This window comes from Serratia sp. CY38905 (genome assembly GCF_052168875.1).
Lineage (GTDB): Bacteria > Pseudomonadota > Gammaproteobacteria > Enterobacterales > Enterobacteriaceae > Serratia > Serratia sarumanii.
The window spans coordinates 129528-153098 of record NZ_JBJNLV010000007.1 but is presented as its reverse complement, the minus strand read 5'-3'; the positions used below and the strand labels follow the sequence as shown (position 1 = coordinate 153098).

Below are 23571 nucleotides of genomic sequence, written 5' to 3'. Positions count from 1 at the left end.
CTGAACTTTGCCCGAGCCGCCGCTGCTTCTCCTGACGGATGATGCTGAGTTGCCACCGCAGGAAAACGGGATGGCTGCGGCGTTCGCCGCCGGCCAGGCCAAACTCATAACCCCCGCGCGGCCGTGCGCCGCGATCCCGACCGAGAAGATGAATATTACATGATGGATCGTTCCCGTTTGCTGAAATTCCTGCTGCCCTACCTGTGGCCGAAAGACAACCCGCGGCTGCGGGGGTACCTGGTGGTGGCCTTCGTGTTCATGGTGGCGGCCAAGGTCAGCACCACGCTGGTGCCGCTGGCCTACAAAGCGATGGTCGATGCGCTGAGCGGTGAGACGGCGAAAATGCTGGCGGTGCCGCTGGGGCTGATCGTCGCCTACGGCGTGGCGCGGGTGGGCGGCGCGCTGTTTGAGGAGCTGCGCAACGTGATGTTCATTCACGTCAGCCAGAACGCCACGCGCCTGCTGGGCGTGCGGGTGTTTCGCCAGCTGCATGCGCTGAGCCTGCGCTTCCATCTGGAGCGCCAGACCGGCGGGCTGTCGTTGTCCATCGAGCGCGGCACCCAGGCGGTGTCCACGGTGCTGTCGCGGCTGCTGTTCTCCATCGTGCCTATCCTGTTCGAGCTCTCGCTGGTCACGGCGATCATGTGGCACATGCTGAACGGCTGGTTCGCGCTGGCGATCCTGACGACGGTCGGCTGCTACATCCTGTTTACCGTGCTGGCGGTCAGCTGGCGCACCCGCTTTCGCCGCGAGCTCAACAAGGCCAACGCCGACGCCAACAGTAAATCCATCGACAGTCTGCTGAACTATGAGACCGTGAAGTATTTCGGCAATGAAGAGTTCGAGGCCGAGCGTTTCGACCTGTCGCGCCGGCTGTACGAATACGCCGCCATCAAGAACCAATTCAGTTTTACGGCGATCAACCTGGGGCAAACCGCCATTATTTCGATCGGACTGATCGTGATGATGGCCATGGCGGCGCAGGGCATTACCCAGGGGAGGATGACGGTCGGCGACTTCGTGCTGGTCAACGCCTATCTGCTGCAGCTGTATCAGCCGCTGAACTTCTTCGGCTTTATTTATTCCGAGGTGCGCCAGGCGCTGATCGACATGGAAAACATGTTCGATCTGCTGCAGGAAAAGCGTGAGATCGTCGATAGCCCGGATGCGCAGCCGCTGCGTCTCGATCGCGGCGAAGTGCGGTTCGACGCGGTCAGCTTCGGTTACGACACGCGGCGGCCGATCCTCAAGCAGGTGAGTTTTACCATTCCGGCGGGCCACACGGTGGCGGTGGTCGGCGCCTCCGGCGCGGGCAAGTCCACGCTGTCGCGCCTGCTGTTCCGTTTCTACGACGTGCAGGGCGGCGCTATTACCCTCGACGGCCAGGACATTCGCCAACTGACCCAGGCCAGCCTGCGGCAGGCGATCGGCATCGTGCCGCAGGATACGGTGCTGTTCAACGATACGCTGCGCTACAACATCGGCTACGGCAAAACCGGCTCCAGCGATGAAGAAATCGAGCGGGCGGCGCGGCTGGCGCATATCCATGATTTTATCGTCGGTTTGCCCGACGGTTACGACACCCGGGTGGGCGAGCGCGGGCTGAAGCTGTCGGGCGGTGAAAAGCAGCGGGTAGCGATCGCGCGCACCATTCTGAAAAATCCGGCCATCCTGGTGTTCGACGAGGCGACCAGCGCGCTGGATACCCAGACCGAGCGCGAAATCCAGGGGCACCTGCGCGAGGTAAGCCGCAACCACACCACGCTGGTGATCGCCCACCGGCTCTCCACCGTGGTGGACGCCGATGAAATCATCGTGCTGGAGGCGGGGGAGATCGTCGAGCGCGGGGGGCACGAGGCACTGCTGGCGGCTAACGGCCGCTACGCCGCGATGTGGCAAACCCAGTATAGCGAAGAGCAGGAGCCACACTGACGGAGGGGGTCACGCCGCCGATGGCGCGGCCTTGAGCCGTTGTATCACGTAGTCGCAGGCGATGCGGCAGTCCTGCTTCAGGTCCGTCTCGTCGCCGGCCAGGCTGCCGCGCAGCCAGAGCCCATCGATCATCGCCGCCAGCCCGCGCGCCGCGTCGCGCGCCTGCGGCAGCGGCAGCTCGCGGCGGAACTGGCTGCAAATATTGGAATAGAGCCGCCGATCGTTGGCGCGCTGCAGGCGGCGCAGCACCGGCTGATGCATGCTGGCGGCCCAGAAGTCGAGCCAGGCGCGCATGGACACGGCATTGGTTTGGCTGGGGTGGAAGTTGCCCTGGATAATGGCGAACAGCTGTGACTGGCTGTCGCTTGCCGCCTGCGCGCGGCACTCGGCCACCGCATCGCGCAGGTCGCGCAGGATTTTGCGCATGGTGGCGCTCAGCAGCCCCTCTTTATCGCCAAAATAGTGGCTGACGATGCCGGTCGACAGCCCGGCTTCTTTCGCCACCTGAGACAGGGTGACGCCGGCCAGCCCGACGACGTTAATGGTCTCGAAGGCGGCGTTAATCAACTGCTCCTTACGCTGTTCCGGAATGTCTCTTCGGTACATATTTTCCTCAACTGATAGGCCAATCACACTTTGGATTTGATTGATTGAACGGTCAATCAATACTCTATATGCTGCGAGAATGTCAAATAAATGGCGATAATATGTTAACTAAAAGTTGCATTGAAATCGTCTGTCTTTCGCATCATGGAAGCCTGCCAATGACAACAAAAACTCCCCCATCGCTTGACGAAGAACCTGTCAGATTGAATGTTCCGGTATTTTTCGGCTCGGCGGCGGTGATCCTGCTGCTGGGAACGCTGGTCGTTCTGTTCCCCTCCGCCAGCAAACTGTGGCTGAACGCCGCGCAAAGCTGGGTCGCCGACGTATTCGGCTGGTACTACATGTTATTGATGGTCGCCTGCATGGCATTCGTGTTCTGGCTGGCGCTGTCGCGCTTCGGCCATATTCGCCTCAGCCAGGATGACGAGCCGCCGCAGTTCAGCTATCCCTCGTGGGTGGCGATGCTGTTCTCGTCGGGCATCGGCATTGCGCTGGTGTACTACGGCGCCTATGAGCCGCTGGATCACTTCCTGTCGCCACCGGAAGGCAGCGGCGGCACCGTGCAGGCGGCGCGACAGGCGATGGCGCTGACCTTTTTGCACTGGGGGCTGCACGGCTGGGCGCTGTATGCGCTGATCGCCACCGCGCTGGCCTATTTCGCCTATTGCCGCGGCCTGCCGCTGGCGCTGCGCTCTGCGCTATACCCGATCTTCGGCGAGCGCACCCACGGTTGTGTCGGTCATCTGGTGGACAGCTTCGGCATTCTGGTGACGGTGATCTCGATGGTGACCAACCTGGGGATCGGCGCGCTGCTGGTGAACTCCGGGCTGTTTTATCTGTTCGACATCCCGCAAAGCACCGGCGTGCTGCTGGCGCTGATCGTGGTGATGATGGTGGTGGCCACGCTGGCGGCGGTCACCGGCGTCGAGAAGGGCATCGCCATGCTGTCGAACATCAACGTCGGCTTCCTGTGCCTGCTGCTGCTGTTCGTGTTTTTGGCCGGGCCGACGCTGAACCTGCTGAACGGCATGTTGCAGAACCTCGGCGATTATCTTACCTCGCTGGTCAGCCGCAGCTTCGATATGTATCTGTACGGCAAGGCGCGCCAGTGGCAGGGCGCCTGGACGCTGTTCTACTGGGCCTGGTGGGTGGCGTGGGCGCCGTTCGTCGGGCTGTTCATCGCGCGCATCTCCAAAGGGCGCACCATTCGCGAACTGATTTTCGGCGTGCTGCTGATCCCGCTGGGCTTCACGCTGGCGTGGCTGTCGATCTTCGGCAATACCGCCATCAGTCTGGTGCTGGAAGGCGGGCAGGCGATCCTGGGGCAGGTGGCGCAAAGCGATCCGCCGATGGCGGTGTTCAAGCTGTTCGAATACTTGCCCTATACCCAACTGACCGCCGGCTTTGTGGTGGTGATCAGCTTCGTGCTGTTCCTGACGCCGGTCGATTCCGGCACGCTGATGATAGCCAACCTCTCCTGCCAGGGCGGCTCCGCCCATGATGACGCGCCGGCCTGGCTGCGCGTGTTCTGGGCAGCGGTCACCACGTTGGTATGCGCCGGCTTGCTGTACGCCGGCAGTTTCAGCGCGATGCAGACCGCGGTGGTGCTGTGCGGCCTGCCGTTCTCGGCGGTGATCGTGCTGTACATGATCAGCCTGCGCAAGGATCTGCGCCGTTACGCCATGAAGCCGGCGCTGCCCTGAGGCGGTTTATTCGCCCGCGCGCGGCCGGTGATGCACGTACTCGACAATCGTGCCGTCCGGCAGGCGCGCATTGAAACAGGCGCCGGTGGGTACCTCCACCGGGCCGAAGAAAATCTCGGCGCCGGCGGCCAGCAGCCGCTGGTGGTAGGGATAAATGTCATCGACCAGCAGCGTGCCGACGGTGCTGCGGAAAGGACTCAACTGCTCTTCCGCCCCTTCCAGGATCAGAAACGGCCCCACCGCCGCCAATACCAGCCGATGTTCGGGAAAATCGAAGCGCATGTCCGCCGTTACGCCGTGCAGCTGTTCGTAAAAGGCGATGGCGCGGTCGATTTCGCCTTCGCCAACGTAGACCCGAATCAGCACGCGCGGCTCACGCAGCGATGAAGAGTCGGCGGTTTTGCGCCAGAAACCGGCTTTTGTCAGTGCTGTCGTCATGTTCATCTCCTTGCTGGTTGCCTGCCGCTTATCATGCCGTTGTTTTCCCATCCGGGGTTGGATCGAGTTGGCATAAGCTAGCCGCGCCGGTAATAACCCGCTACCAGGGCGTTAAGGGGCGGTCTGTTTGTGATTCCTGTCACGGCCTGCGCTTTTATTATCATTCAGCATTGATAATGTCATTGCGTGATTATTGATTAACACAATGGAGTTAATGGTTCTCGTTATGGCCGCTATAAAGCAAACGGATTCAAATAATAAAGAGGGCGGGGTAATGCGGCTGATGAAAAGGGAAATACCGTCCATTTATAAGCAGGAGTTAAGTTTTATTTGTTAACCTGTTTATAAATCAGCGCGTTTTGGCTTTTTCGATAAAAGTAAAAAGTGCCGTTTAATTTTATTTAAATCATTAAAAACATGATGTTGATTTATTTTCATGTCATTCGCGTTCTGTGAAAAATACCTGAATTGCCTCTGCGTCGCCGTTTTCAACGGCTGTTTGACATGCCCGTAGCTTGAGATAAGTTTATATCATTAACATGTTAATGAGTTGTTATCGTGACCGATGGCCAATATCTCTCTTGGCCGAGCGCTTAACCGACTTATGCCATGGCCGCTCGCCATTTATAAGTTAACTTATGGACCAATGACGCTATGAATAATTCGCCAGGACAGCGCTCGCGATTGAGCGAAGAGAACCGATTGCTGATCATTTTGTTTTTCGTTTTCGGCTGCGTGTTCGTCGATCGTCTGACCATCTCTTTTCTGTTTCCGATGATTGCCGCCGATTTGAAGCTGAGCAACGTGCATCTTGGCACGCTGTCGGCGGTGCTGGCATTGACCTGGGCGCTATCTGGCGCGGGGCTGGGGGCGATTGCCGATCGCTTTAATATCCGCAAACCGATGCTGATCCTGTCGATCCTGGTGTTTTCGCTGTTCTCCGCGCTGTCGGGGCTGGTCAGCGGCTTTGCCATGTTATTGATCTTCCGAGCGCTGATGGGGATCGCCGAAGGGCCGGTGCTGCCGATCGCGCAATCGCTGATGGTGGAAAAATCGCAGCCGCAGCGCCGCGGCTTCAATATGGGGCTGATCCAGGGGGCGGCGCCGGGATTGTTGGGCGGTATTATCGCGCCGCCGCTGATCATCTATCTGGCGCAGAAGTGGGGCTGGAGCATGGCGTTTCACCTGACCGCCGTGCCGGGCATCATTCTGGCGTGGCTGATCTATCGTTATGTGAACGGCAAGAAGGATCCCGCTTTCAGCGCCGCGCCGGCGGCCGACAAGGCGGCGAACAAAGGCGCTTACGGCGAGCTGTTTAAAATCAAGAACGTAGCGCTGTGCATTCTGATCTCCTGCGTGTTCGTCACCTGGTTCATGATCATCATTACCTTCACCCCCAACTTTTTGGTGACCGACCGTGGCTTCAGCGAGGGCACGATGGGCGGCATCATGAGCGCCATCGGCGCCGCCTGGGTGTTTTGGGGCGTGGCGGTGCCGGCGATTTCCGATCGCCTTGGCCGCAAGCCGACGCTGATCTTCTTTTCGCTGCTGGCGGTGTGCTGCCCGCTGTTCCTCAGTTACGTCGATAACCCGTGGCTGCTGGGCGTGCTGGTGTTCCTGTCTTATACCGGCCTTGGCTGCTTCACGCTGTTTATGGCCACCATCCCGTCTGAAACGGTGTCACCGGCCCGCATCGCGACCGCGTTGGGGCTGGTGATGGGGATTGGCGAGGTGATTGGCGGCTGTCTGGCGCCGTTTATCGCCGGGCTGATCGCCGATCGCTATGGGCTGGTCAGCGTGATGTGGCTGGCGGCTACCGGCGCCGTGTGCGCCGGCGTACTGAGTTGTTTTCTCGATGAAACTGCACCTGCGGTGGTGAGCCGCAGAGCGGTGAAACCGGCGGGCGTCGCCGACGTTTGAGGCGGTTTTCATCCCATTCAATCAAGGAGAGCGAAGATGTCAGCAGAACAATCCGTACTGAATCAGAATGCTGAACCGGACTGGAAGAATTACGACGATTTTGCGCGCGGTATCGACACTAACCGGCTGCCGGGCACCCAGGATTGGCGCGGCAAAACGCTGCAGATCGCTTTTGAAAGCAGCGGGGAAATCACGTTGCGCTTCAGCGCCGATCGGCAGCGGGTGCTGTGGGCCTGGGGCGGGGAGAGCGGCGAGGACGCTTACGAAGAGGTGCAAACCTCCGCCGCGCGCTATTTCTTCAATATTCCGCTGCAGTCGCCGGGCAACGAGTGCCTGACGCTGGTACTCAATCGTGACAGCGGCCGGGCGCTGCTGGTGCGCAGCACGCTGTTGCCGGAACAGACGGTGGAAAAGGGGTCCCGTCTCAAGCAAAGCTTCCACGTCGGCCGGATTGTCGGCGCCACGCCGGGTGGCGTCGCGCCGCATCTGACCCGCGAGCTTATCGGCTATCGCACGCTGAACGTCTACAGCCCCAACCACTATTACGAACATTTCTATGTCAACACCGAGCGCTACGCCTGGCAAAACCTGCGCGGCGAACAATTCGGTCACGGCGACATGGACTACGCCACCTACTACAAGTTTGAGGACGAGATGTTCCTGTTCACCTTCCGGGAAAAGATCATCCCGGTGTGCTCGGTGTTCTTCTTCGACTTTATTTCCGGGCGCTGCACCGGCACCTTCCTCGGGCTGGACGCCGCCGGCCGGGTGTTGGTGTCACCGGCCGGGGCCTTCATCAGCAAGATGAGCTATAACGCCTACCCGGAAGGCGTGCAGCCGCTTTGATTCAGGCGTTTCTGACCAGCGATCCGGCGTTGATTTCCGCAATGGTTTTCGCGCCGGTGAGCGTCATGGCGACGCGCATTTCCTTGTCGATCAGATCCAGCAAGTTAGCCACCCCGGCTTCACCGGCCGCCGCCAGCGCATAGACGAAGGCGCGCCCCAGCAGCACGCTGTCGGCGCCCAGCGCGATCATGCGCACTACGTCCAGGCCGCTGCGGATGCCGGAGTCGGCCAGCAGGGTAATGTCGCCTTTCACCGCGTCGGCGATCGCCGGCATGGCGCGCGCGGTCGACAGCACGCCGTCCAGCTGGCGGCCACCGTGGTTGGAGACGATGATGCCGTCGGCGCCGAAGCGCACCGCGTCTTTGGCGTCTTCCGGATCGAGAATGCCTTTGATGATCATCGGGCCGTCCCAGAATTCACGGATCCACTCCAGATCTTTCCAGGAAATCGACGGATCGAAGTTGGCGCCCAGCCAGCCGATGTAGTCTTCCAGGCTGGTCGGTTTACCGCGGTAGGCCGAGACGTTGCCCAGATCGTGCGGCTTGCCGAGCAGGCCGACATCCCAGGCCCACTGCGGATGCGCAAACGCCTGCAGCACGCGGCGCAGGGCGGCATTAGGGCCGCTCATCCCCGAGTGGGCGTCGCGATAACGGGCGCCGGGCACCGGCATGTCGACGGTGAACACCAGCGTTTTCACGCCGGCGGCCTTGGCGCGCTCCAGCGCATTGCGCATAAAGCCGCGATCTTTCAGCACGTAGAGCTGGAACCACATCGGCCGATCGATCGCCGGCGCCACCTCTTCGATCGGGCAGACCGACACGGTGGACAGCGTGAACGGAATGCCTTTTTTGGCCGCGGCGCGCGCGGCCTGCACTTCGCCGCGGCGGGCGTACATGCCGGTCAACCCTACCGGCCCCAGCGCCACCGGCATCGCCAGCTGCTCGCCGAACAGCGTGGTCTGCAGGCTGAGTTCGGACATATTGCGCAGCACGCGCTGGCGCAGGGCAATATCGGCCAGATCCGCGGTATTGCGCTTCAGCGTATGCTCCGCGTAGGCCCCGCCGTCGATGTAGTGAAACAGAAACGGCGGCAGTTTGGCCTGGGCGGCGGCCCGGTAGTCGGTTGACGCGGAGATGATCATAGTGTTTACCTTCTTGTCTTGCTTGCGATAACGAGTGGTCAGTCAGAGCGTGAGGATCGCCGCCATACCGGCCGCAATCCCGCCGTACGCCAGCATCGGCAGTACGGTCTTTCTGATGATTTTGCCTTCGGCGTTGCCGATCCCGAGGATCGAACAGACCGCGATAATGTTGTTCAGGCACACCATGTTGCCCATGGCGCCGCCGACGGACTGCAAGGCCAGCGTCAGGTTGACGTCAAGGCCGCTGCTCTGGGCGATCGATTGCTGAATGCCGCCGAACGTCAGGTTCGAAACGGTATTGGAACCGGAGAAGAACGATCCCAACGCGCCGAGGAACGAAGAGAACAGCAGCCAGCTCTCGCCGGTCAGCGCCGCCAGCGCTTTACCGATCAGGATCACCGGCGCGTTGTCGCCGCCCTGCATCATCAGGTTGACCATCACCAGCGCGCCGAACAGGGCGATAAAGGGCCGCGTGATACGCCCGCCGGTTTCGCTGAACATTTGCCGCACCTGGCCGCCATTCAGACGGAACAGCGGAATGCACAGCAGCACCACCAGCAGGAACGGGATCAGCGCCGGGACATACAGCGTTTTGTAGCCGGCGGCGGCGGAGGTGCCCAGCACCTGCTGCAGTTCGACGATCAGCGCCCGGCTGATGCGCAGCTCCCCGAGCCAGCCGAGGTTTTCCTGCCACAGCAGCGCGGTGTTGTTGAGCAAGGCTTTAAGGCCCAGCTGGTGGACGCGCGTCACTATCAGGATAGCAATCAGCAGCAGGGTTGGGGTCATGGCCTTGACCACCTGCATGAACGGCACCGCCTGCCCGGCGCTCTGCGGTTTGCCGCTGCGGGCGAGGCCGATGCCGCCGCGCGCCAGCAGCACCGACAGCGCCAGGCCGATGGCGCCGCCGACCAGCGCCGGGAATTCATAGTTCACCTGAGCCAGCAGCAGATAGGGCAGGGTGCAGCTCAGCACGCTGAGCAGGATAAACGGCAGGTTGCGGCGGATATCCTGCCAGGAAACGATAAAGCGCAGCGCCAGCAGAGGAATGACGAAGCCGGCGACAAAATGGATCAGCGCGGTCTGCCGGCCGATCTCCAGCAGGCTGGCGTCCGACAGGCCGAGGTTGGCAAAGCCGAACCAGGTGGGGGTGCCCACGGCGCCGAAGGAGACCGGCACCGAGTTCATCACCAGTGTCAGCAGGGCGACGCGCAGCGGGTTGAAGCCCAGCCCGACCAGAATCGGCGCAGCGATGGCGGCCGGGGTGCCGAAGCCGCTGGCGCCCTCAATCATAAAGGCGAACGCCCAGCCGATAATCATCAGCTGGGCCACGGGATTGGGGCTGATGGTTTCCAGCCAGCGGCGCACTACGTTCTCCGCGCCGCTTACCTGCATCAGTTTGTTGAGCAGGATGGCGCCGGCGATGATGGTGATCGGCGTCAGCGTCGATACCAGCGCGGTGATGATATTGGCATGCAGCAGCCGCAGCGAGGCATCGAACCACAGGAGCTGTACGGCGTAGACCACGGCGGCCGTCAGCGGCAGGGCGAGATAAGAGGGCACGCCATTCCTTTTGGTCATCATCCAAATCAGCAGGACGATGGGCGCAATACTGAAAAACAGGGGCATAAGATCCTCAGGGTTATTATTTTTATGGTCAGAGATATGTAGCTGAAAGGTTAATTAGCGCAACATTTTCATTCTAATCACAACGTCGACGACGATGCCATGCGGTATTTTTTTAACATCGGCGAACGGCGCCGGCGGTGGGAAATTGGCCGGTAGAAGGGGATGAATTAACTGCTTAAAAATCAGATTGATAGAAAGTATTATTGTGTGATGAATGCGCAGGCTCACATTAATTAAGCGGTAATGTTCAATAGATTATGTCCAAAAATGCCGTAATCTCCGCGGCCTTTTGCGGCCGCGGGGAAATAATCAGCGAGGAAAATTCAAAAATAGTGGCTGATATTTTGGTAGGAACCGATGATATGCTCGATCAGCAGACGGGTTTTTAACGGCAGATTGCGGGTGTAAGGATAGACGGCGTAAATGCCCAATACCTTGCCGCAGTGGCCGGCCAGGATCTCCGTCAGTTTGCCGTCCTGCAAATCTTCATACACCATGCAGCGTGGCACCATGGCGATGCCGTGGCCGCCGATCACCGCTTTGCGGATCGCCCGCGCATTGTTGGCCGACAGGTTGCCGTTAACCTGCAGCTCGTAGATGTCGTTGCGCCCCGGCCGCTTCATCAGCCAGTTGGCGGTGCCGCTCTCCTGATAGGTGTAGGTCAGGCAGTTGTGGCCGAGCAGGTCTTCGGCGCAGCGCGGTTCCGGGTGGCTTTCCAGATACCCCGGCGAGCAGACGATCACCCAGCGGGAATCGAAGATCGGCCGGGCAATCAGGCTTGAATCCGGCATGGTGCCGGTGCGGATCGCCAGATCGATGCCTTCTTCCACCAGATCGGCAAAGCGATTTTCCAGCCGCATCTCGACTTTCAGGCTGGGATGCAGAGCGCAAAATTCCGCCACGCTCTCGCTCAGCAGCAGCTCGCCCGAAATGGTCGGCACCGACATGCGAATGGTGCCGGTCAACTCTTCGCTCTTTTCGCTGACGGCGTACAGCGCCTCCTGCACTTTGGCGCCAATCTCTTTGGCCTGCTGGTAGAGCGCCTGGCCGCTTTCGGTCAGCGTCAGGCTGCGCGTGGTGCGGTACAGCAGACGGGCGCCCAGCGATTTTTCCAGCCGCCCGATGCGTTTACTGACCACCGAGCTGGTGATGCCGGCGCTCTCCGCGGCCTTGCTGAACGAGCCGCAGTCGACGATCAGGGCGAACAGAATCAGGTCGTTGGCGTATTCGTGGGTGGCGAGCATGGGCATCCTGTAGAGTGAGAGTCCTTTTGTCCCAGTGTAAATCCGACGCGGCAGGAAGCAATCTTTTCAGCGTGTCGCACGTCGTCACCAACTGGTCTGATCTGAATTTTTCTTATTTGTTTTTTCATTTTACTGAGAATTATCCTTTTTTATTTTTCTTGGTGTAACCGGTTTTAGTCTACTTTTCTTGTTTTTAGTCTTATTTAAATTGGAATAGTCCTGTAATCGAGCGTTACTTATTCGATTAACTTTAACTTGCAGTGTAAATAATTGTATTGATCTGCTCGTTTGGGATGGCTATGCTTTTTCCCGAAGCGCTCTCATTGTTATTGGTTAAATAGTTTTGAAATGTATTGAAGGATTGCTCTGTCTGCCGACAGGGTAATGGGTAGTGTGTTTATGTTTTAATATAAATAAGGATATTGTAATGAAAAAAATCAATCTGTCAGAAGCGGAAAACATCGTCGGCGGTACTTTTGTTTGTACCAAGGAATTTGCCTGGGTGGGCAGCGGCAACAACCGCACCTGCCAGCTGGTGAAAACCTGTGCGAACAAATTCGGTGGCGTACAGAAGTCTTATTACCCGGCGCCGGTAGCAAGCTGCCCGTCTAACCCAACCACGCCAAGCTGATGCGGGTTGACCCCCTGCATTTAGATTAGCGGTGGGCAGGCGGGCAGCGTTCGCGCTGTCCCGCCTGATACCGGCGAAAAAGTCGTCTTACGTTCTCATTATTTACGGTATTAACTCTTTTTCATGTATTCACTCTGCCGGGTGAATATTAATATATGCGCAGGATGCGTCCGTTATGTATAAACGTCCCTTGCTTTTTATCGGCTACACGCTCGTTATTATTTTTGCCTCTTCTTTTTTGACCGCATTTTATTTTCAACATTACGTCATGCAACCGGCGGAGGCGGAAAGCCTGAGTTTTATCTCCCCGGAAAAAATCGAACAAAGCCCGTTGCAAGACGATAATACCATTGTCGAAGTCTTCTCTTACGCCTGCCACTATTGTGAAGTCAACGAAAGCGGCGTGGCAGAGCTGGAAAAACGTTTGCCGGCGGGCGCCAAATTGGTGCGCTTGCACCTCAGCGACGACAGTCAAGCCGGCATGGCGGCCTTTGCGCCCCTGTTCGCCACGCTGACGATCATGGGGATCGAAGCACAGCATCGCCCCGCCGCTTATCGCGCCATTATCAAAGAAAACCTCAACCTGGCGGACGACAAGCAGCTTAGCGCCTGGCTGACGGCCAACGGTATCGATGAGGCTGCCTATCGGCAGGCCAGAGAGTCAGAGCGGGTCAAGGCGTTGTTGGCGCATATGACGGCGGTGAGCCGCTATTACCAGATCAACGCGACCCCCAGTTTTATCGTCAATCGCAAATGGCTGGCGCTGCAAGATCGCGAGTTTTCCGCTTTCAGCCGGCAGCTGCTGTCGCTGTTGCAGCACGATAAACCGCTGGCCCCCTGATGCGCCTGCTCGCGGTTCGGGGGTATTTGGCCTGGCGCAACGGCCTGGACGCGATGGCCCGCTTATCGGCTGCCGGTGCCGGGATGGGCAACCGCCTGACGTGTGCCCTGCTGCGGCGCGTGGACTATCGCCTGTGGCTGGCGGTGCGCCGGCGGTTGAGGGGAAGCAGGCCGCAGCGCCGCTTTCGCCACCGGCATGCGGTAGCGCTGGCGAACCGCCAAAGCCTGTTGGGTGAAGGCAAGCTGGACTTCGCCTGGCTGATGCAGCGGCGGCAGTGGCTGGACATGGCGGCGGTCTCTGCCCGCAATGCGGCGTTGATGAGCCATTTGGCGCACTGTTCCGCGCAGCTTGATCAGGTCGTGGAACCGCTGCATCGCGCGGGCGTGCCGGTGCTGCTGGCGCCGATGCATACGGTCTCCGACGTGTTGGCGACGCTGGTCGGCGCGGGCGTTTATCCCGGGCGGGCCACGGTGATCGTTTCCGGCGATGTGCAGGCGTTTGCGCGGCGATCGCCGGAAGACGAATGGCGGCAGCGGCTCGACTATTGCTCGATTCACGACGATCCGCGGCACATCGCCGGCACCCTGTCGCAGGCGATGCTGGAAGCGGCGGAACATCGGCGCAACATCATCCTCTTCCCCGACATCACGCCGGATTACACCCTGCACAGCAATCAGGATGTGGCGGCTAAATTGGCCTGCCATCTGTTCGGCCGGCCGGCGCATTTGCACAGCGGCATCGTTAGGCTGTCCCGGGCGCTGCGGGCTCAGGTGGTGTTCTATTCGCTTTATTTCGATCGCGGCATCCGCATTCACATTGAAGAACCTGTCGCCGCAGATCGGGTCGGCCGCGTCATGCCGGCGATCGTCGAGCGAACCCTCCGGCGGCATGCGGATGATTGGCTGCTATGGCATTCGCACTCTTTATTTTTTATAAACGGATAAGTCAGGGATATCACAACGTATGGAAAACACCCTTCCTACGCCGGTCTTGCAGAGCGAAATCAATGAGTGCGGGCTGGCCTGCATCGCCATGCTGGCGGAAACTCAGGGCATTCGCGCACCGTTGACGGAGCTGCGGGAGCGTTATCCCGCTTCGCAGCACGGCACTTCGCTGGCGACGCTGTGCGCCATTTTGGGAGAGCTGGCGCTACCGGCTTATCCGGTGGCGTTCGAGCACCGGGATCTGGCGGCGCTGCCGTTACCGGCCATTTTGCATTACGGCGCGGGCCACTATGTGTTATTGGCGTATCGCCAGGGGGGGTACGTGTGCGTAATGAACCCGGCGTTGGGGCAGCAGCTGCTGCCGTATGCCGCCCTGAAAGCGGAAATCAGCGGTTATGCGTTGGTGCTGGATCGCGATGATTTGCCGGCCACCGTCGCGGCCCGGCGCAGCCACCGCCGCAGCGCTTTCGCCAGCTTAAGCCTGAAGGATACCGCCGGCATCGCCGGCATCTATCGCCTGGCGGCGATGACGTTTTTTATCTCACTGACGCTGTTCATCATGCCGATGATGGTCGCCAGCGCGATCAATCAGGTGTTCGCCATGGCCGGCGAGGTCGCGTTCCCCTACGCCTATTATCTGCTGGCGTTTGTGGCGTCCACGGCGTTGGCGCTGATTGCGCGCACCCTCACCGAACGCTTCATCAAAAATTTCGTGTTGTTGCACGGCGCCGCCGGTTTTTCTCGCCTGCTGGAAAACTCACTCAATTTCTTCAGCAAGCGCGCCCCCGGCGAGATCTTCAGCCGTTTCACCAGCTGGCAGATGGCCGCCGGCCAGAAAATCGAACTGGACAACGGCCTGCGCACCGACTGGATCATCGGCGCCATCGCGCTGGCGGTGATGTGCTACCTGAGCCCGATGCTGGCGCTGGTGCCGGTTGTCGGCGTGCTGCTGATGGGGGCGGTCAGCGTATGGGCCATCTACCGCGATCGGCATTACACCCAGCAGCTGCAGGTGCGAGGCGCGGTGCAAAATGACTTCATCCTGGAAACCATCCAGGGGTTTTCGACCATCAAATCAGCCGGCCTGGCCGGCCAGCGGCAGGAAGGGTTCGCCGAACATGCCCGCTCGCTGTTCAATTGCCTGCAGCAGCAAAAGATCTATGAACAGATAAAAGGCAGCATTTACCAGTTGATCGGCAGTCTGGAGATGGTGTTGTTCATGCTGCTGGCGTTGCCGCTGCTCAAGGAGGGCGAACTCAGTCTGGGGGCATTCTTCGCCTACAGCTTTTTGCGCGAAATCTTTACTTCGTACAGCAGCAAGATCTTTTTTGCCGTTTTGCAGAAAAACCAGCTGCACGTCATCGATGAACGCGCGCGGGATCTGTTTCCTGCGGTATCCGCTCGGGCCAAGTCTGCGGACGAAAGCGTGAGCCATTTTGACGCGCGGTTGGCGTATCGGAGTGTGGCCTTCGCTTACGACGCCGGTCAACCGGTGTTGCGCGATTTGTCGCTGACGCTGGAGCGTGGCGAGTGCATCGCCATTTGCGGCGGTTCCGGCGCGGGCAAGAGCACGTTGCTGAAGGTGCTCGCCTGCCTGCTGACGCCGCAGCAGGGGGAGCTGACGCTGGATGGGCGCGTACTGGCAAGTGCCGCCGCGCAGCGGCTGTTCTTCCTGCAAAGCCAGGAGGACATTCTGTTCAACGCCTCGGTGTTGCAGAACATCACGCTGTTCGCGCCGTCTGCGCCGGGCCAGCAACGGCAGGTGGAACAGGCGTTGCGCAGTTTGGGGCTGGCGGACGCGGTGGCGCAGCTGCCGGGGGGCGTGAACGCCCTGGTGCGGGAGAGCCATGCCGGGCTGTCGCTGGGGCAGCGGCAGCGTCTGTTGCTGGCGCGCGCCATGTACAGCCGTTGCCCGGTGTTGGTGCTGGACGAACCGACGGCGAATCTGGATGAAAAGACCGCGGCGGCGGTGATGTCGGCTCTGGTGGCGCATTGCCGTGAAAACCGTAAAACCCTGGTGACGGTCACCCATAATCCGCGGCTGTTGCCGTTATTCGATCGGGTCTTGCGCATGTCGCAGGGGCGGCTGGTGGCTGAGCCCACCGACGACGCCAGGATGAATGATTGTGCAGAGGTGGAGTGAGGTGCCCGGAAAGAGACGCTGGCGGCGAGTGGTGTTGGCGATGGTCGTTTTGGCGGCGTTGCTTGGCGGGCTGTCGTTGCTGAATCGGCCCCCTGACACGCAACCACCGCAAACGGCGCGCGTTGAGCGCGGTGACATCGAAAAAAGCGTGTTGGCGACCGGGATTCTGAAACCGCTTCGGCAGGTGAACGTGGGCGCGCAGGTCAACGGGCAGTTGAAAAAACTGTATGTCAAACAGGGTGACAGGGTGATCCAGGGGCAGCTGTTGGCCGAGATCGATCCGACGCTGCAGCTTAACGAACTGCGCAAGTCACAGGCTGAATTACGCAGCGCACAGGCACAGAAACTGGCGAGCCAGGCACAGCTGAAGCAGTACCAGCTGGAGCTGAAGCGGCAAAGAGCGCTGGCGCGAGACCGCGCCGGCGTGGCCAGCGATTTGGAAAAAGCGCAGGCGCAGCACGACGCGCAACTGGCGCAGTTGAAAGTGAACGAGTCGCAGATCGTCCAGGCCGAAGTGGCGCAGGAAACCGCCAGGGCCAATCTGGCTTTTACCCGTATTACCGCCCCTATCGACGGCGAGGTGCTGGGCATCGTCACCCAGGAAGGGCAAACCATCGTCTCGTCGCAAAGCGCGCCGACCATTTTGGTGATGGCAGACGTGGATACCATGATGGTGCATACCCGCATATCGGAAAATGACATCTTGCAGGTGAAGACGGGGCAGCCGCTGTGGTTTTACGTCGCCGCCGATCCCAGCCGCCGATATGAGGGGGCGATGGGCGCGATACAGCAGGCGCCGGCGGAGGCGCTGGAAACCGACCCACTGGGCAGGAACTCAAGCCAGCAAACGGCGGCGGTGTATTACAACGGCGTGTTTGCCGTCGCCAACGGCGAGCGTCGATTGCGCACCTCGATGACGGCGCAGGTATTCATCATGACCGAACGCGCACAGGGGGTGGTGCGGGTACCGATGGCTGCGCTGGGCGCGGCATTGGATGAAGGAAGCTATCAGGTCAAGGTGCTGGAAGGCGGGCAAACGGTGGTGCGCCGCGTGCGTATCGGTACCCGCGATCGCCGCTATGCCGAAGTGTTGGAAGGGCTGAACGCAGGAGAGCAGGTGCTGCTGGAGCAACAGCCTGATGTGGAGGAGGGCGCTGATGTCAGTTAACACCGCTCCCATCATTGCGTTGGATAACGTCTCGCGCGAGTTTCAGGCGGGGGAGCAGAAAATTGCGGTCCTCAAGCGCATTTCCCTGAGCATTCAACGGGGGGAAATGGTCGCTATCGTCGGCGCCTCCGGTTCCGGAAAATCGACGTTGATGAACATCATCGGCTGTCTGGACAAACCTTCTCAGGGCGACGTGCACATCAACGGGGTGGCTATTGGGCAAGCCGACGCCGATCGCCTGGCGCAGCTTCGCAGCCGGCATATCGGCTTTATCTTCCAGCGCTATCACCTGATGCCCTATCTGACCGCCGGTGAGAATGTGGCGATCCCGGCGTTGTATACCGCCATGCCGGCCGCCGAACGCCGCCTGCGGGCAGCGCATTTGCTGGCCCGGCTCGGGTTGGCGCAGCGCGGCGGTCATCGCCCGGCGCAGCTTTCCGGTGGGCAACAGCAGCGGGTCAGTATTGCTCGCGCCCTGATGAACGGCGCGGAAATTATTTTGGCCGACGAACCGACAGGTGCGCTGGATAGCGCCAGCGGTCAGGCGTTGATGACCATTTTGCACGAGCTGAACGCTATCGGGCATACCGTCGTCATCGTGACACACGATCGGCGGATCGCCGAACAGGCGCGGCGGATCATTGAGATCGGCGACGGCGAGATCGTGGCGGATCGTCGCCATGAAGCCTCCCGACATCTTTCTACGTTCGAACGACCGCTGGCGGTACCGCTGAAACGCATGGCGCCGGGCGCGGCGTTGAAAGAGGCCGTCGGCATGGCCTGGCGGGCATTGCTGGGGCACCGGGTCCGGGCACTGCTATCGATGCTCGGCATCATTATCGGCATTGCGGCGGTGGTCTCCGCCATCGCCATCGGAGAAGGCACGCGGCGTAATATTCTCAATGAAATCAGCCAGCTTGGCACCAGCACGCTGGAGATTCGCCCAGGCCTCGGGTGGGAGAAACCGCGGCCCGACCTTGCGCGCTCGCTGAGCGAGCGGGATGCCGCATTATTGGCGGCGCTGCCTTACGTCGACAGCGTTTCGCCGGTGATCGGCACCCAACTGCTGGCCGTTCGCGAAGGCAAACAGGTGCCGCTTGCCGTGATGGGCGTCGGCGAAGGGTATTTCCGCACGCAGGGCATTCGCCTGCTTTCCGGCGGCCTGTTTACCGCGCAGGATCTGAGTGAGCGCGCACCGGTAGCGGTGATTGATCCCTTGCTGAAACAGGCGCTGTTTGCTTCCCGGCAAGACCCTATAGGCGCGGTAGTGCTGATCGCGGGCGTGCCTTATCGGGTGATCGGCGTCGCTCAGCGCCGCGGCGCTCAATACGCCGGCTCTCAACCGCTTGCCTGGCTGCCCCATACCTCCCTGACCGGCCGCATCGCCGGCGATATGCCGCTGGAATCCATTGTGATGCGAGTGAATGAAAAACTGACGCTGGAAGAGGCGGGGCGGGATGCGACCCGGCGTTTGATCGTAGAACACGGGCGGCGTGATTTCTTCACGTTGACCGACGATCAGCTGACGCAATCCATTCAGCGCGCCTCAGGCTCCATGCAACTGTTGATTACCGCGATTGCCGCCATCTCGCTGCTGGTGGGCGGTGTGGGGGTGATGAACATCATGCTGGTCTCGGTGACGGAACGGACCCATGAGATCGGTATTCGAATGGCGGTGGGCGCCGCCGAGAAGGACATTATGCGGCAGTTTTTGATTGAGGCGGTGGTGATCTGCAGCCTGGGAGGCGTGTTGGGGATCGCCTGCGCCGCGCTGGTCAAAGGGGTTCTGAGCGGATTGGCGCCGCAGGTGACGATGATCTTTACCTGGCCGCCGTTGCTGCTGGCCTGTGGATTTTCAGCGTTGATCGGTGTCGGGTTCGGGTTCTTTCCGGCTCGCACCGCCGCGCGCCTGCAGCCGGTGGAGGCGCTGGCGCGAGAATGAGCCGACTTTGGGTTTACGGGCTGGTGATGCTGTCGCTGAGCGCCTGCGGAGGGCGGCCGATCGACGCCACGGCGCCACCGTCGCTGCCGCAGCAGTGGCGCGTGGTCGATGAGCGTTCCGGTTCGCTGCGGGCGGGCGTCGCCTGGTGGGAAAACTTCAATGATCCGCAACTCTCCTCGCTGATCGATGGCGTGCTGATCGCGAATCAGGATTTGGCGCTGGCCGGATTGCAGTGGCGCGAGGCCATGTTGGAGGCCGGATTAACGGAGGGCAACTTGACGCCGGATTTCACCGCCAGCCTGAGCGGCCGCAATACCCGAGCGTTGCGGGGCGTGTCTACGCCGCAGGAAAGCTACCGTGCAGGGCTTTCTCTGAGCTATGAACTGGATTTATGGGGCAAGCTGGCGCGCATTCGCGAACAGGCCGAATGGCTGGCCGTCGCCTCGGAGTTGGACCGGCGCAATACCGCGTTGACCTTGATCGGTGCTACCGCGCGCGGGTACTGGCAGATTGCCGACTTGAATCAGCAAGTCCTCCATCAGCAACAGGCGCTGGCGATCGCGCGTGAAACTTTGCGGCTGGTGGCGGCACGTCACACCGCCGGCGACGTTGGCCGATTCGAGCTGTTGCAGGCGGAGCAAAGCTTGTTGGCGCGAGAGAATCAGCTGCATGAGCTGGAGCGGCAGCGGGAAGATGCGCGTAACTCGTTGGCACTGTTGTTCGGGCGATCGCCGCTGCTGCGCTATAGCGAACGGCGTTCGTTGCCGCTTGACGAGGTAGCTGTCGCGCAGCGTCAGCCGGCGTGGGTGATTGCGCGCCGGCCGGATGTTCAGGCAGCAGAACGCCGTCTGAGAGCGGCGCTGGCCGGTGCCGAGGCGGCAAGATTGAGTTTTTATCCGGCGCTGAGCCTGGAGGCCGGGTTGGATGCCGGCAGCGGACTTTTCCGCCAGTGGTTCAGTGAACCTTCTCGCTCGCTGGGCGCCACGTTGACGCTGCCGTTTATCGAATGGCGCAAGATGCGTTTGTCCAGCGACAAAGCGGCGTTGCAGGCGCAGCGGGCGGAGATTCAATTTCGCGATGCGGTCTACCGTGCGCTGGCCGATGTGGACAACGCCATGCGACAACGCCTGGAAGCACAGCGGCAAATCGGCAATCAGCGGTGGCATCTGGCGATGAGCCGACAAGCCGTGGCGTTGGCGCGACATCAATATCAGGCTGGTTCCGTTGCGCTGCAAACGCTGCTGGATGCGCAAGAGGCGGTGTTGGCCAGCGAGAATTCGCTGTCGGCACTGCAATTCCGCTATCTGAACGCCACGATGCAACTCTGGCTGGCGCTGGGCGGCAACGAGGCTTTCGCATCCGGGCAAGGAGAATAAGCATGGAGAAAACAAGACGCGTAGTGGTTACCGGTTACGGTGCCGTCACCGCGCTGGGGGGCAACGCGCAGCAAAGCTGGCAGGCTATCATGGCCAGCCGTCTGGCCTATCGTTATCACGATAAATCGGCGGCGGGGATCCACGCGCGCTTTTTTGCTTTGCTGGAGGCCGAACCGCCGCTGGAGGGCGTTGCCGCGCGGGTAAGCCGCCGCTTGCCCAGATTCGCCAGACTGGCGCTTGCCGCCGCCGCGGAGGCGATCGAAATGGCGTTTTCATCCAGTTTTGTTGGGCCCGCGCACTTTTATTCGTCGTTGGAGTGCGGAGCGATTATCGGCAGCGGCTGGGGCGGCCAGGATGAGATCATGCAAAACAATGCGGACTATCTGCAATCTGGGCTGGGGCAGCTGTTTGGCTGTTTTCACGCGATGCCCAATATCGCGACCGCCATATGCGGCCAGCATTGGTTGCTACGGGGCTATCAAGGCTCGCCGGCGGCGGCCTGCGCGACCGGCGGCATCGCGATTGGCGATGCGTTTGAGGTGATACGCTGCGGCCGCGCTTCAATGATGCTGGCCGGCGCCTCGGAGTCGCTGCGCGGCAACGGCGCGATCTGGAATATGGATGCGTTGCGTTTGTTGAGCCGGGAGCAAAAGGATATCACCAAAGCCAGTTGCCCGTTTAGCCGGGAACGCAACGGTTTCGTCCTGGCGGAAGGGGCCGCCGTATTATGCCTTGAGGAACGGGAAGCGGCTTTAGCGCGCGGTGCGACGATTTTGGGCGAAATCAAAGGATACGGCAACTTTTCAGACGCTTTTGATCTTACCGCGCCGTCGAAGGATCCTCAGGCCAAGGTGAAAACCCTACGACGGGCCTTGGAGCAGGCGGGGCTCGGCAGCCATGAAATCGACTATATCAATGCGCATGGCACGTCTACGTTGCAAAACGACGTGAACGAAACCGAGGCGATCAAGGCGGCGCTGGGGCGTGATGCCTATCGCACACCGATTTCCAGCACGAAATCTTATACCGGGCACCTGCTTGGCGCATCCGGCAGCTTTGAGGCGATCGTCTGCCTGCAAGCGTTACAGCAGCAAATGATGCCGGCGACCTGCCATTTGCACGAAGCCGATCCCGCATGCGATCTCGATTATATTCGCGAAGGACATCGGCATGGTCGTCTGCGTAATGTCATGAGCCTCAGTTTCGGTTTCGGCGGCGCCAATGCGGCGCTGGTATTTGGCAATCACTATGAATAACGGTAGAACGCATGGAAAAATATCATCGGTTATATGAGACGATTTGCGGCATGTTGCATGAAGCCCGAGGGCTGGAGAGAACGCTGCTGTCGGCAGACATGCCGCTACAGCAGCTTGGGCTGGACAGCCTGGATTATATGGAGCTGATGTTGTTGGTTCGGCGAGAATTCGGTATTACGCTCACTGCGGAAATGCTTATCGAGCATCCTGAATTGACCCTCGGCGAATTGTGCCACCTGATAACCCGTCAATAATTTCATCCCCCCAGGCGATCGCTTGCTAGGGTCTGGCCTGGGTTTTTCGTCTGTTGTAACGTCCATTTCATTCTTTTCGCATCCTGCTTCACTCAGTTATCGATATCCATAAATATTAATGCTTATCCGTCAGGTTAATATGGCCAGAGATGGCGTTTTTTTATTCAACCTTTGGCGGCGTTATGAATGATGAGTGTTAATTATGTGGCGATATTTTTTAGGAATATTCTTTGTTTTGCCGGTTAATTTATCAATCTCACTCTACATCGCGCTTGTAAGTGATAATGCAAGCTAAAGAAAATAGGGGCAGTGCGGCCTCATTATTTATGATACGGCCGGAATGCTGCGCAGATTATTCACGATAGCGATTCTCAGGGGCGATTGATGGCCGCGAGAATAACGGTTGTCGCGCTGTTCGCATTCGGTAAATCCGCTATACTCCGCGCTGGATGCAGGAACCTATCCATATGTCAGGGGTTGCCCTGAGTGTCCATTGTGGTGATGTAAAAGGAAAATGACAGCCACATTTTTCCTATCAAAGTAATGAGGTTGTATGTCTAATCGTAAACATCTGACGCCTTCTGAAGTGGAGAGACTGCTTGAGGTCACGCTGCATGGAAAGAATCCAGAACGCGATTATTGTTTGATTTATATGTGTTTTATTCATGGGTGCCGCGCCAGTGAAATAGGGGGATGGCGTTTGTCGGATATCGATCTGGAAGGCGGTAATATCTATGTGCATCGGTTGAAAAATGGTTTTTCCACCGTGCATCCGCTTTATCTGCGCGAAAGACAATGTTTGCGGCGCTGGTTGGATAAACGTCAGCGGCACCGCTGGGCCGATCAGGAGTGGCTGTTTCTTTCCAATCGCGGCGGCCGCCTGTCGCGTCAACGTATTTACGGGTTGATTCGCCATTACAGCAAGGTGGCTAAATTGGAGGTCAATGCGCACCCGCACATGCTGCGGCATGGCTGCGGATTTGCATTGGCGGATCGCGGTGTCGACACCCGTTTAATTCAGGATTACCTCGGGCACCGAAATATCCAGAATACGGTGATTTATACCGCCAGCAATGCGCAGCGCTTCAAGGAAATTTGGTAAGTGTGATTTAAGTTAATAACGTTAAGGAGTCACTTTGAACTAAACTGAAACATACTGTAAGGACGCGTAAAAACAATGTCAATATTCCCATGCCTTCTTTCCAGGATAAAGATAAATATCATTTAAAAACAATGCGTTGTGTTTTTTGTGCATGCCATGTCATCCCTGGCAATCTAAGTAAAATCCTACTTAAAACCCCACGAGTTTAAATCACTGCGTTATCACCTCGGTTTTTTAGTCTGATTTATCAGTTATTCATCAATTGGTTGGTTTTAAATTCCGACAAATGTCTATTTATTGGTTTAAAAATCCAAAGGAGTCACTTTAGTTCAAAATGAATCGTTTGGGTGAATAAGCCAGAATCCATCAATCAACTTGGCTTAAGACGTTTCCCATTCATGGAACTAAATAAAAGGAATGACATTAAGGATATGTCGGAAATAAACCCATGCACATTT

General features: G+C 59.2%; 19 protein-coding genes. 14 read left to right on the top strand and 5 right to left on the bottom strand.

Annotated features, from left to right (window positions below):
- Nucleotides 1-162 precede the first annotated feature (162 nt).
- Nucleotides 163-1932, top strand: a complete 1770-nt coding sequence (locus ACJ8MK_RS16395; RefSeq protein ID WP_086581101.1) for an ABCB family ABC transporter ATP-binding protein/permease — start codon at nucleotides 163-165, stop codon at nucleotides 1930-1932.
- Between the two features lie 9 nt (nucleotides 1933-1941).
- Here ACJ8MK_RS16395 and betI read toward each other — a convergent pair whose 3' ends face one another.
- Nucleotides 1942-2538 (bottom strand): transcriptional regulator BetI, encoded by a 597-nt coding sequence (gene betI, locus ACJ8MK_RS16390; RefSeq protein WP_033649464.1) that lies wholly within the window; start codon nucleotides 2536-2538, stop codon nucleotides 1942-1944.
- 158 nt (nucleotides 2539-2696) lie between these two features.
- Here betI and ACJ8MK_RS16385 point away from each other — a divergent pair, with 158 nt between their 5' ends.
- Complete coding sequence (locus ACJ8MK_RS16385) at nucleotides 2697-4241, top strand: BCCT family transporter (RefSeq protein ID WP_033654079.1); 1545 nt, start codon at nucleotides 2697-2699, stop codon at nucleotides 4239-4241.
- A 6-nt stretch (nucleotides 4242-4247) separates the two neighbouring features.
- On the opposite strand, the gene ACJ8MK_RS16380 is transcribed toward ACJ8MK_RS16385, so the two are convergent.
- Nucleotides 4248-4679: a VOC family protein gene (locus ACJ8MK_RS16380; protein WP_060388381.1), complete on the bottom strand. Its 432-nt coding sequence runs from the start codon at nucleotides 4677-4679 to the stop codon at nucleotides 4248-4250.
- Nucleotides 4680-5381: 702 nt separating this feature from the next.
- Between ACJ8MK_RS16380 and ACJ8MK_RS16375 the strand changes: the two genes are divergently transcribed.
- Both ACJ8MK_RS16375 and ACJ8MK_RS16370 read left to right on the top strand, forming a co-directional pair.
- Nucleotides 5382-6599, top strand: a complete 1218-nt coding sequence (locus ACJ8MK_RS16375; RefSeq protein WP_077791400.1) for an MFS transporter — start codon at nucleotides 5382-5384, stop codon at nucleotides 6597-6599.
- Nucleotides 6600-6635: 36 nt separating this feature from the next.
- Nucleotides 6636-7445: a MoaF C-terminal domain-containing protein gene (locus ACJ8MK_RS16370; protein ID WP_033635808.1), complete on the top strand. Its 810-nt coding sequence runs from the start codon at nucleotides 6636-6638 to the stop codon at nucleotides 7443-7445.
- A 1-nt stretch (nucleotide 7446) separates the two neighbouring features.
- On the opposite strand, the gene lldD is transcribed toward ACJ8MK_RS16370, so the two are convergent.
- The 3 genes from lldD to ACJ8MK_RS16355 form a co-directional block, all read right to left on the bottom strand.
- A complete protein-coding gene (lldD, locus tag ACJ8MK_RS16365) occupies nucleotides 7447-8586 on the bottom strand; it encodes an FMN-dependent L-lactate dehydrogenase LldD (protein WP_033649469.1) in 1140 nt (379 codons plus the stop codon).
- A gap of 42 nt (nucleotides 8587-8628) precedes the next feature.
- Entirely contained in the window at nucleotides 8629-10212 is a 1584-nt protein-coding gene (locus ACJ8MK_RS16360) for an L-lactate permease (RefSeq protein WP_060388384.1), read from the bottom strand.
- Between the two features lie 323 nt (nucleotides 10213-10535).
- Entirely contained in the window at nucleotides 10536-11456 is a 921-nt protein-coding gene (locus ACJ8MK_RS16355; protein WP_033654085.1) for a LysR family transcriptional regulator, read from the bottom strand.
- 427 nt (nucleotides 11457-11883) lie between these two features.
- Here ACJ8MK_RS16355 and ACJ8MK_RS16350 point away from each other — a divergent pair, with 427 nt between their 5' ends.
- From ACJ8MK_RS16350 to ACJ8MK_RS16305, 10 genes are all read left to right on the top strand, one after another.
- Nucleotides 11884-12087 carry a DUF4762 family protein gene (locus ACJ8MK_RS16350; RefSeq protein WP_033635804.1) on the top strand — a complete coding sequence of 68 codons (204 nt, stop codon included), beginning with the start codon at nucleotides 11884-11886 and terminating at the stop codon, nucleotides 12085-12087.
- A 175-nt stretch (nucleotides 12088-12262) separates the two neighbouring features.
- Entirely contained in the window at nucleotides 12263-12928 is a 666-nt protein-coding gene (locus tag ACJ8MK_RS16345) for a DsbA family protein (RefSeq protein ID WP_033649473.1), read from the top strand.
- Nucleotides 12928-13872, top strand: coding sequence for an ABC transporter (locus ACJ8MK_RS16340; protein ID WP_442517897.1), 945 nt, complete (start codon nucleotides 12928-12930; stop codon nucleotides 13870-13872). The genes ACJ8MK_RS16345 and ACJ8MK_RS16340 overlap by 1 nt, the downstream gene beginning before the upstream one ends.
- A gap of 19 nt (nucleotides 13873-13891) precedes the next feature.
- Complete coding sequence (locus ACJ8MK_RS16335) at nucleotides 13892-16015, top strand: peptidase domain-containing ABC transporter (protein ID WP_442517896.1); 2124 nt, start codon at nucleotides 13892-13894, stop codon at nucleotides 16013-16015.
- The gene (locus ACJ8MK_RS16330) at nucleotides 15993-17183 is read left to right on the top strand and encodes an efflux RND transporter periplasmic adaptor subunit (protein WP_033649476.1); all 1191 of its coding nucleotides are present in this window, start codon (nucleotides 15993-15995) and stop codon (nucleotides 17181-17183) included. Before ACJ8MK_RS16335 ends, ACJ8MK_RS16330 begins: the two co-directional genes overlap by 23 nt.
- Nucleotides 17173-19125 carry an ABC transporter permease gene (locus tag ACJ8MK_RS16325; protein WP_442517895.1) on the top strand — a complete coding sequence of 651 codons (1953 nt, stop codon included), beginning with the start codon at nucleotides 17173-17175 and terminating at the stop codon, nucleotides 19123-19125. Before ACJ8MK_RS16330 ends, ACJ8MK_RS16325 begins: the two co-directional genes overlap by 11 nt.
- Nucleotides 19122-20501 (top strand): efflux transporter outer membrane subunit, encoded by a 1380-nt coding sequence (locus tag ACJ8MK_RS16320; protein ID WP_060706816.1) that lies wholly within the window; start codon nucleotides 19122-19124, stop codon nucleotides 20499-20501. The genes ACJ8MK_RS16325 and ACJ8MK_RS16320 overlap by 4 nt, the downstream gene beginning before the upstream one ends.
- 2 nt (nucleotides 20502-20503) lie before the next feature.
- The gene (locus tag ACJ8MK_RS16315; RefSeq protein ID WP_060452460.1) at nucleotides 20504-21757 is read left to right on the top strand and encodes a beta-ketoacyl-[acyl-carrier-protein] synthase family protein; all 1254 of its coding nucleotides are present in this window, start codon (nucleotides 20504-20506) and stop codon (nucleotides 21755-21757) included.
- An 11-nt stretch (nucleotides 21758-21768) separates the two neighbouring features.
- Nucleotides 21769-22011 carry an acyl carrier protein gene (locus tag ACJ8MK_RS16310; protein WP_033649480.1) on the top strand — a complete coding sequence of 81 codons (243 nt, stop codon included), beginning with the start codon at nucleotides 21769-21771 and terminating at the stop codon, nucleotides 22009-22011.
- A gap of 553 nt (nucleotides 22012-22564) precedes the next feature.
- Entirely contained in the window at nucleotides 22565-23113 is a 549-nt protein-coding gene (locus tag ACJ8MK_RS16305) for a tyrosine-type DNA invertase (protein WP_033635795.1), read from the top strand.
- The last annotated feature ends 458 nt before the right edge of the window (nucleotides 23114-23571 follow it).